The 8861-nt window shown below is 36.9% G+C and carries 11 protein-coding genes; 7 read left to right on the top strand and 4 right to left on the bottom strand.

Annotated features, from left to right (window positions below):
• From J1N10_RS20250 to J1N10_RS20225, 6 genes are all read left to right on the top strand, one after another.
• Positions 1 to 1110: hypothetical protein (locus J1N10_RS20250; RefSeq protein ID WP_262328554.1), on the top strand; the 1110-nt coding region annotated here is incomplete at its 5' end.
• A 30-nt stretch (positions 1111 to 1140) separates the two neighbouring features.
• Positions 1141 to 2073: a hypothetical protein gene (locus J1N10_RS20245; protein WP_262328553.1), complete on the top strand. Its 933-nt coding sequence runs from the start codon at positions 1141 to 1143 to the stop codon at positions 2071 to 2073.
• A gap of 14 nt (positions 2074 to 2087) precedes the next feature.
• The gene (locus J1N10_RS20240; RefSeq protein WP_262328552.1) at positions 2088 to 2720 is read left to right on the top strand and encodes a DNA repair protein RadA; all 633 of its coding nucleotides are present in this window, start codon (positions 2088 to 2090) and stop codon (positions 2718 to 2720) included.
• Between the two features lies 1 nt (position 2721).
• Positions 2722 to 3054 carry a hypothetical protein gene (locus tag J1N10_RS20235; protein WP_262328551.1) on the top strand — a complete coding sequence of 111 codons (333 nt, stop codon included), beginning with the start codon at positions 2722 to 2724 and terminating at the stop codon, positions 3052 to 3054.
• 29 nt (positions 3055 to 3083) lie between these two features.
• The gene (locus J1N10_RS20230) at positions 3084 to 3494 is read left to right on the top strand and encodes a hypothetical protein (RefSeq protein WP_262328550.1); all 411 of its coding nucleotides are present in this window, start codon (positions 3084 to 3086) and stop codon (positions 3492 to 3494) included.
• Positions 3491 to 4051, top strand: coding sequence for a glycoside hydrolase family 108 protein (locus J1N10_RS20225; RefSeq protein WP_262328549.1), 561 nt, complete (start codon positions 3491 to 3493; stop codon positions 4049 to 4051). The genes J1N10_RS20230 and J1N10_RS20225 overlap by 4 nt, the downstream gene beginning before the upstream one ends.
• Before the next feature lie 22 nt (positions 4052 to 4073).
• Here the strand turns inward: J1N10_RS20225 and J1N10_RS20220 are convergent, their stop codons facing one another.
• From J1N10_RS20220 to hcp, 4 genes are all read right to left on the bottom strand, one after another.
• On the bottom strand, positions 4074 to 5264 hold the full coding sequence (locus tag J1N10_RS20220) for a DUF438 domain-containing protein (protein WP_262328548.1): 1191 nt from the start codon (positions 5262 to 5264) through the stop codon (positions 4074 to 4076).
• A gap of 50 nt (positions 5265 to 5314) precedes the next feature.
• The gene (locus tag J1N10_RS20215) at positions 5315 to 5626 is read right to left on the bottom strand and encodes a cupin domain-containing protein (protein ID WP_262328547.1); all 312 of its coding nucleotides are present in this window, start codon (positions 5624 to 5626) and stop codon (positions 5315 to 5317) included.
• Between the two features lie 124 nt (positions 5627 to 5750).
• Entirely contained in the window at positions 5751 to 6083 is a 333-nt protein-coding gene (locus J1N10_RS20210; RefSeq protein ID WP_262328546.1) for a cupin domain-containing protein, read from the bottom strand.
• Positions 6084 to 6155: 72 nt separating this feature from the next.
• The gene (gene hcp, locus J1N10_RS20205) at positions 6156 to 7799 is read right to left on the bottom strand and encodes a hydroxylamine reductase (RefSeq protein WP_262328545.1); all 1644 of its coding nucleotides are present in this window, start codon (positions 7797 to 7799) and stop codon (positions 6156 to 6158) included.
• Positions 7800 to 7936: 137 nt separating this feature from the next.
• On the opposite strand from hcp, the gene J1N10_RS20200 reads away from it, so the two are divergent.
• Positions 7937 to 8692, top strand: a complete 756-nt coding sequence (locus tag J1N10_RS20200; protein ID WP_262328544.1) for a Crp/Fnr family transcriptional regulator — start codon at positions 7937 to 7939, stop codon at positions 8690 to 8692.
• The last annotated feature ends 169 nt before the right edge of the window (positions 8693 to 8861 follow it).

The raw sequence follows: 8861 nt of genomic DNA, 5'->3' as shown, positions 1-8861 counted from the left end.
ATTGAAGAAGGAAAACAAGCCGAGATTACCAAGACCAAAACACAAAGCGAGAACCGCAAACGCTACCTGAACAACTTTTTCAAGTTCTTCAAAGTCGGTCATGGTTATTTCTATCCGGCAGTAAGTTTTGAAAACGATAGTAGCGATAATTCATACTGCGTGTTTCTTGGTTTTGACATTAACCCAAAGCGCAAGAATCCTTATGCACCGTCATCGGTGAAGCTTCGCTTTGCCATTTCCGACAGTCGTAAATACATCGTTCTCCCTGCATCGGGCGATACCGCTAAAGAAATTGAGCGTGTAATGAGTCGTAGTATTCAGCTTACAACAGGTCAAAAAGAAAGCTTGATTGAACGTTGGGATGAAGCCATAAAAGACTTCACAGCAGACCGTCAAATCCGCTATATCGTTACAGGAAATATACTACAAGGCTCTGCGGACTTTTCGGGTAAATTGGTAAGCTTCACCACCAAAGGTAGAGGCATACAAAAAGGTATATTAATGAGTGAGGCATGGTCGCCCGACAATAACGATAATAAGGCTGATAACTATGTTGTAGCTCCAATCGCCAAACTGCAAAAGCACATTATGAGCCTTCGTAATGGAGCTACCATTGCCACCGAAAATAGAATAACAATAGCCAGGCATTATGATGGCACTTTTAAGGTCATCATGCCGAAAACCAAAACGCATATTCCCATTTACACCGATAAAGAAGTGGTGAAACTTCTGGTTAATAATCGGGATGGTTTTGAAATGGTTTCGGGCAATATGAGGGCTTCGGTTGAAGAAAGCAAGATGCCCAAACTTCTTAATCTGCTTGGTGAGCGATTCAGTTTATCTGTTAAAATCCCTCGCCATTATTACGATGAGTTTTTGGATAAAGGAACAAAACGAAGCAACACAACGGATAGCCTTACTAATGAGGCAATGAAGATGTTTGAGCAAGACAAAAAGGAATTTCCCAAACGACTGGCCAAACAAAAGCAATCCACACCTAAAGGTAAAAAGGTAAGCATTGACACAGGCAAACAATTGAAACTTGTGAAACTCCGTGCAAAGGCAATTCTGATTAAGCAAAAACAGCTTCGGGCAGTTGCCGGATTATAACTCTATTCGATAACAATAAAACTTAATACGATGAAACTTACAGTTAAAAACTACAAGGAAGCCACCAAAAATATTGACTTCAAAAAGTTGCCGGAAGCAGCCCAGGAAGCACATAAAGAGTTTGATTCATTTGCCGATTTTTATAATGAAGATAAGGATATCAAAGAGATGCTTGATAACCATTTCAAAATTGTTGAGCCATATCTTAACAGAAGCACAAAGCGTTTTCCAGAACTCGAAGACAGGCATCCATTAAATATTCTGGATAAAGAATCGGGTCAATATAAATCAGCTTTAAAGGAATATCGTGAAAGTAAAAAAAAGAAAACCACCATTAAAAAAGTTACACCCAAGCCTAAAACAACGAAAAGGAAAACAGCTACTCCTAAAAGTTCTAATAACAATACCCGAAAAAAGGCTCAACGTAAACCCATCGAGGTTGATTTGATGCCGTTGGAGATTAAGGTAATCAGGCGTTATTTGAACTTCCACAATAAGAAGGTTACAGAACGTCAGGTATCGCTTTTGTACAAGGTGATTCAAAAGGCAGCTACCGAAAAAACTATCCGCAAAACAAGCAAGTACGCTTCTGAAATTAAAAGTATCAGTAATGACCTTATCAAAACTTATAAGGATATGAATGGTACTTGCAAGTTTGAAGTTCCGGATTCATTGAACACAAAGCTGAAAAAGATTGTGGATGACTACGGTGTTACTCCGGCAGTTGCATTGATTAAAAGGTTTATCAACCTGTATGGCAATATCACAAAAGCAAAAGCCCAACGCTTACTTACCACAGTTACCAACTCATTGAAAAATGGTAAGGTTGACAAATCCGACAAGGAATTTGAACAGGTAAAAAACGTTCAAAAACATCTGCATGATTATCTGGAGAGTGACAAGCTGCTTGTTACCAATGTTCAGCTAAAAGGCTTACAAGGCATTGCCGGATTGGGAAAGTAAATGCCACTACTTCCATGCCCAAAAGTAGTGGCTCTCAAAACAGGGCATTCAATCCCGGCACCACAAGAACCACTGTCATTGCATCCGACCAGATTGTTTTGGCAAACGACCTTGCCAAAATGAATTTTAAGACCATCTCCATTAGGGGAAAGTTCGGTAAACTATTAGGCAAGCTGTATATCCCTTTCTATATAATGATTTACGGCTCACGCTTTCATGGCAAAAGTACCGTAGCCCTGATGTTTGCCGATGAATTGGTAAAACAACATGGTTATAAAGTCCTGTATGTAGCCAATGAAGAAGGTGCAAAAGGAACAATGCAAGAGAAAGTGGTAAGGCTTGGGATTAATAGCCCAATTGGAATTATCGAGGACTACAATCCAAAGCTATTCAGGGATTACGATGTGGTTTTTATCGACAGTACCCAAACAACTGATATTTCTCACGAGGAATTTAAAGAGCTGAAGAAACAGTTTCCCAACACCTCATTTGTAATCATCAATCAGGCAAACCGAGACGGAAGCTCCAAAGGCGGAACTAAGTGGGAGCATATAGTGGATGCCATTATGCACATAGAAAACCAAAGTGCCACAATGGAGAAAAACCGCTTTCCGGAGGGCAGCACAGAAACCATTAAAATCTTTTAGCATGGAAGAAATGACAATAAAATTCTATTGGCTTGTTATTGGGGCTTTCAGTTCGCTTATCGTTGGTGTGGTTTCCTTCATCATCCGCAATGCCATTTCAAAGAATGCCACAAAAGAAACGGTGGATGCCAAAACCGATTTATTGGAAAAGGATATTCAGCACTTAACTAAAGAGCTTGCTTCATGTGAAAACAAGTTTACGGTACTGCATAAACGCATATCTGATTTAAGGGATAGCTCTAAGGAAATATATGTGAGTAAAGAACTATTCCACCAAACCATTAAGCAGCTTAACGAGAAGCTCGATACCATTTTAAAATTTGTAGAACGATGACAGGCAATGCCTGAGATAATTATAAAACGATGAAGCTATTTAAAAAATTAGCAGGAAATGCAACGGCGGAAACCTTAAAAGAGGGTACTAAGCTGATTGATGAAATATTCACCACACAAGAAGAAAAGCTCCAGGGGAAAATGGAACTTTTTAAGATGGCAGTTGCTGATAGGAGTTCGGCCAGGGAGATGTATCAAAAAGACAGTTGGCTTCAAAAAGCCTTTGCAATCTTCTTCTTACTTGCTTGGTGCGGTTTGACTTTCGTAATGCTGAACTACTTCATCTTAGATACCATCCAGCTTGATGATTGGCAAATAGCTTTTGTGAGCAGTATCAACGGTGGAATCTCAACCAAACTAAGCACCATTATAGACTTTCTTTTCGGTGGTGCAATATCAGGAGTAAATGATGTCAAACTTAAAAACAGACGTAATAAATGAAAACATTCGATGAATTATTCGATGGAGTAATCAAGCATGAAGGTTACTATGCCAACGTAGAAGGCGACCGAGGTGGGGAAACCTACATGGGTGTTGCCCGGAATTTGCATCCCGATTGGGAAGGCTGGCAATACATTGATGCCTACAAAGAAACCTATGGTGAAATACCTTGGAACAAACACATTGACATACCTGAATTGAATTGTATGGTAAGGGAATTTTATTGCCATACATTTTATGAAAAGTTTAGGATTGGCGGTATTTCAAACGGTTCTTTACAGGAAATTATCTTTGATTGGTGTGTTAATAGCGGTTATTGGGGTGCCAGGGGCGTTCAGCGTACCCTAAACCAATTCTTTGATGGAGATTTGAAGATGGACGGAATTATCGGCAATCAGACCTTATCGGCAATCAATGCCTGTGACCCTAGATTATTGTTTGTTGCTATACATAAAGCAAGAGTGAGGTATTATCATTCAATTTCTAAAAAAGGAAAGAATCATTTGTTTTTGGAAGGTTGGTTGAAACGGATTGGGAAGATTGAGTTTGAAGAATAGAAAAATATCCCTCCCGAAATATCTACCAATCCAACAACCTCTTTTCCCCTTCCAAAGCCTTAATGCCCGAAATTTCCTGAGAGACTTCAATAACGCCTTTGTAGTTTCCGTTTTCGTCACGAACAGCAAAATATTGAATAAGGATATATTCCCCACGCATTTTAATCCAAAAATCAGCCTGGTCTTTTTCTCCACTTCTGAACGATTCTACAATTTGTTCAACTACATGAACACTTTCAGGCGGATGGCAGTTACTTACTTCACGTCCAATAATAGCCGTTGTACGTGGAAAAATGCGTTTGGGCGGTGTTGAGAAATAGCAAACTTTGTTGTTCTCATCTACAAAGGTTATATCAACAGGTAGATGATTAAATATTAATTTAATTTGCTCTACATTTACTTTACCTGTTCCCAAATTAATTACTCCATCATCAAATGCTGTTTCCATCTCGTCTTTCTTTATTTGCTTGGGTTGTATGTAAGGAAAGCCAAGCTCAAATCCTTCCCGGTTCATAGTTTCTAACTGACTTTCGCTTATAGTTGATAGTATGTAAGGAAATAAAATACGCTCTTCCCTGAATTTAATGGCATGCATATTAAAGAATATATCGCCAACACATTTATTGAAAATTTTTAGGTCTATATTTCCTACCTGTAATTGAGTAATAACGGATTTAATATTTCTGCGAATATCATCGTGAAATGACCACATAATCTGTAAACAGCGATAGTCCGGCCATGTTTCTTCAATGATTGGGAATAGCACATTCTCCTTTATTGTATAATGCTTTGCAAATACTTCGAGTTGAGAAAACAGTTCTATAAGTTTTTTATTCAGGTCTGTATTGTCGGTTTCCTTCACAAATTGCTTGAAAAAAGGACGGATTTTATCCAAAAGCACCTCCATTTCATGATTATTCTGTTCTAATACATTTAGGAATGAATCCGGTTTGGGTTCAACTCTTACAAAATCACGTATAGGAACATGGAATATATTCAGGACTTTGTTCGTAAGGACTTTTATATCCTCCATTTTGTACCCTTGTTTTATAATCTCATCGAAAAGGGTGATAAAATCTGTAGGTATTACTGTTGGAATAAAATCTTTATTTTCAATGATAAACGAATGAGCATTCCCGGTTTCTAAAATTAATTTAGAAACCTCAAGCAACTTTTCTACCCTTGCCTGTTTTGTATTTGTAAATTCCGACATAAGCATTTGTTTTAATTACCTTCAATAATAAAATTAACACGCAATCCCAATTAAGGTTTCTGTTTAATTACCAGAAGCTTCAAAGGTTCGTCAAAAGGATTTTGCCATGTTCTGTCCAAGTTCTTTTTCACGGCAATAACATCTCCTTTTAAGGCATTGGTAACTTCATTTGTGATAGTTATTTTTCCTCTGCCTGAAATAACATAAAAAACAACATCAATAGGGAGTGCATGTGCCGGAACCACCCCATCTTTAAGAATAAGCAACTCAACAATATCGTTATTATCTGTTTCTGCCAAAAGATAGCCACAGGCTTTCTCTGTTTTCAGCACTTCACTTTTTTCGTAGTATGGATATATCATCGTTTAAAATTGAAATTGAAAATAGAATTTACGATTTATATTAGACTTGATAAAAAAAACGCTACAAAAGTTAGACTTTGCAGCGTTTTAAGAGTATGTATGTTTGTATCAATAATGGGTAAACCTAAGATGCTTTAATCATTATCAGTAACATCTTAAACTTCTCGTTTGCTTCTACTGCATGAGGAATGTTGGCAGGCATAATTATCAATTGCCCTTCACTCACCTTATGTTCCTTTTTATCTATAATAATTGTACCTGAACCTTCTAAAACCTGAACAATGGCATCAAAGGGAGCTGAATGTTCACTTAGGTTTTGTCCTTTATCGAATGCAAATAAAGTCAGATTACCTTTTTCGTTTCGGGTAATAATCTTGCTTACAGTTGAACCATCAGAATAGTCAACCATATCTTTCAGGTTATATACCTCTGCTGTATTAAATATTTTTTCAATCATATCGTAACCCTTTTTTAAATTAAACGCTGCAAAAACAATCTTTTGCAGCGTTTATTATGAGTATGTTTTATATTAAGCTAAATGAAGCTTCAAATCTTCTTCAACTGTTCCAATTCCGCCAATTCCAAAGTTCTCAATAAGAACATTTGCAACATTTGGAGAAAGGAAAGCTGGCAATGTTGGCCCCAGGTGAATGTTTTTTACTCCTAAGTGTAATAGAGCTAATAATACAATCACAGCCTTTTGCTCGTACCATGCAATGTTATATGCAATTGGCAGTTCGTTAATATCATTCAGTTCAAATACCTCTTTTAGTTTAAGAGCCACAACAGCCAAAGAGTATGAATCATTACATTGTCCTGCATCCAGTACACGAGGAATACCACCTATATCACCCAATGGTAATTTGTTGTAACGATATTTCGCACATCCTGCGGTAAGAATAACAGTATCTTGTGGTAACTGGTCTGCAAAATCAGTATAGTATTCACGTCCTTTCATTCTACCGTCACATCCTGCCATTACAAGGAATTTCTTGATTGCACCTGTTTTAACAGCATCAACTACTTTGTCGGCTAATTGTAATACCTGATTGTGTGCAAATCCACCAACAATTTCTCCTGTTTCAATTTCGGTTGGAGCTGGTAATTTCTTAGCGTGTTCAATGATTGCAGAAAAATCTTTTGGTTGTCCGTCTTGTCTGTCCGGAATATGAGTACAACCATCGAAACCTGATGCACCAGTTGTATAAACTCTGTCTTTGTAGCTATCCTTTGGAGGAACAATACAGTTTGTAGTGAATAGGATAGCTCCGTTAAATGATTCAAATTCTTCTTTTTGTTTCCACCATGCATTACCATAATTACCTACAAAGTGTTCGTACTTTTTAAATGCAGGGTAATAGTGAGCTGGTAACATTTCGCTGTGTGTATAAACATCAACTCCGGTTCCATCGGTTTGCTTTAGCAGCTCTTCCATATCTTTCAAGTCGTGACCGCTAATAAGGATAGCCGGATTATTACGAACACCAATATTTACTTTTGTAATTTCAGGATTTCCGTATGATTCTGTATTTGCTTTGTCTAATAAAGCCATTACATTAACACCATACTCACCACATTCTAATGTTAAACCAACTAGTTCATCAACTGTAATATCGGTTCTTGCAGTGGCAATTAACGCTTTATGAAGAAAAGCAAATATTTTCTCGTCAGTATAACCTAAATTAAAAGCATGTTCAGCGTAAGCAGCCATCCCTTTTAATCCGTAGGTTAACAACTCTTTTAATGAACGAATATCTTCGTTTTGTTCAGTTAAAATACCAACAATCTCACTTTTAGCTTTAATCGCTTCTTCGCCCTCTGCAACCCATGTAGCATTAGCTGGAAGGGTTGGGATTTCTACACCTTTATCTTCTAATTCTTTCTTTAAAGCATCACGAACTTGAATACCTTCAATAATTTTATCGGTGATTTTATTATCATCGAAATTAGCGTTGGTAATGGTCACAAATAATGCCTCAAAAACAAATTTGTCGGCTTTGTCAATTACAACAGCATTCTTTTTTGCAACTTCTGCAACTAAAGAAACACCTTTGGTTACATACACTAATAAATCCTGTAAGTTTGAAGTAGAATCTTGCTTACCGCAAACACCAACCGTAGTACATCCTGTACCTTTTGAAGCTTCTTGACACTGATAACAAAACATGCTCATAATTTTATCTTTTTAAGTTTTTAATTTCAAATCAACGATACAAAGTTGTGGCATTTTGAAAGCAATAGCTGTAACATATGTTACAGGAAGGGTATTTTTTTCTATTTTTGTGCAAATAATCTTCTAAGTCACAGTATATGGGAAATACAACTACCGAAAAGAATTGTTTTAGTGAAAGATATATTCAGCCTTGTAATGATAAATGCAGTTTTTGCTTTTTAAATTATGTAGATGCGTTACAATCGAGCTATATTTTTAAGGATTTAAAATCGGAAGAAATTGGCGAAATAATAAAGAAAGTACATCATCAGGTAAAAACATATAAAAAAGATGAGTTGATAGCAAGCAGTGGAGATGTATGCAACAGCCTCAGAATAATCGTTAAAGGAGCTGCTGTTGGTGAAATGATGGATTTTCAGGGAAAGTCTTTGCGTATTGAAGAACTTCATGCTCCAGATACAATAGCTTCTGCATTCTTATTCGGTGAGGATAATACGCTACCTGTTGATGTAATTGCTGTCGAAGAAACCAAAATTTTGTTTATACCCAAGCAAGACTTAATGAACTTATTTTGTAATGAAAATACTGTTCTTAAAAACTATCTCGATATTATTTCTAACCGTGCGCAAAAACTAACCAAGAAGATTAAGCTATTGGGCTTGCAATCCATTCGTGGTAAGTTTGCAAATTATCTGCTTGAACAGGTCAGACGAGAAGGTAAAACGGAATTTACGCTTAAAAATTCGCAGAGTGAACTTGCCAATATATTTGGTATTTCACGCCCATCGTTGGGAAGGGTAATACGTGAGTTGCACAATGAAGGAGTAATAGAAGCCGAAGGAAGAAATATTAAGATTATTGATAAAAAAGCCCTTTCGGGCTTATTAAAATAAATTCCTTCAAAACTATACCAGCTATTGCTTTATCAGATTATTAATACCGAAACAAGTGTAATCTTTATTGGGAAAGGATACATCAAATCTTGTTTCTATCTCTGTTTCTGAAAGCTTTTTTATAACCCAACGTGCCTTTCCTCCAGGCACAAAGTTTTCAATATATTCC

The organism is Carboxylicivirga litoralis, assembly GCF_025499605.1.
Classification (GTDB): Bacteria; Bacteroidota; Bacteroidia; order Bacteroidales; family Marinilabiliaceae; genus Carboxylicivirga; species Carboxylicivirga litoralis.
Note: the sequence above shows the minus strand (reverse complement) of the source record. Positions and strands in the feature narration are given on the sequence as shown.

What these genes read in the sequence shown, in the direction of transcription:
- J1N10_RS20245 (WP_262328553.1), top strand. Translation starts at nt 1,141, where the DNA reads ATGAAACTTACAGTTAAAAACTACAAGGAAGCCACCAAAAATATTGAC.
- J1N10_RS20240 (WP_262328552.1), top strand. Translation starts at nt 2,088, where the DNA reads ATGCCCAAAAGTAGTGGCTCTCAAAACAGGGCATTCAATCCCGGCACC.
- J1N10_RS20235 (WP_262328551.1), top strand. Translation starts at nt 2,722, where the DNA reads ATGGAAGAAATGACAATAAAATTCTATTGGCTTGTTATTGGGGCTTTC.
- J1N10_RS20230 (WP_262328550.1), top strand. Translation starts at nt 3,084, where the DNA reads ATGAAGCTATTTAAAAAATTAGCAGGAAATGCAACGGCGGAAACCTTA.
- J1N10_RS20225 (WP_262328549.1), top strand. Translation starts at nt 3,491, where the DNA reads ATGAAAACATTCGATGAATTATTCGATGGAGTAATCAAGCATGAAGGT.
- J1N10_RS20220 (WP_262328548.1), bottom strand. Translation starts at nt 5,264, where the DNA reads ATGTCGGAATTTACAAATACAAAACAGGCAAGGGTAGAAAAGTTGCTT.
- J1N10_RS20215 (WP_262328547.1), bottom strand. Translation starts at nt 5,626, where the DNA reads ATGATATATCCATACTACGAAAAAAGTGAAGTGCTGAAAACAGAGAAA.
- J1N10_RS20210 (WP_262328546.1), bottom strand. Translation starts at nt 6,083, where the DNA reads ATGATTGAAAAAATATTTAATACAGCAGAGGTATATAACCTGAAAGAT.
- hcp (WP_262328545.1), bottom strand. Translation starts at nt 7,799, where the DNA reads ATGAGCATGTTTTGTTATCAGTGTCAAGAAGCTTCAAAAGGTACAGGA.
- J1N10_RS20200 (WP_262328544.1), top strand. Translation starts at nt 7,937, where the DNA reads ATGGGAAATACAACTACCGAAAAGAATTGTTTTAGTGAAAGATATATT.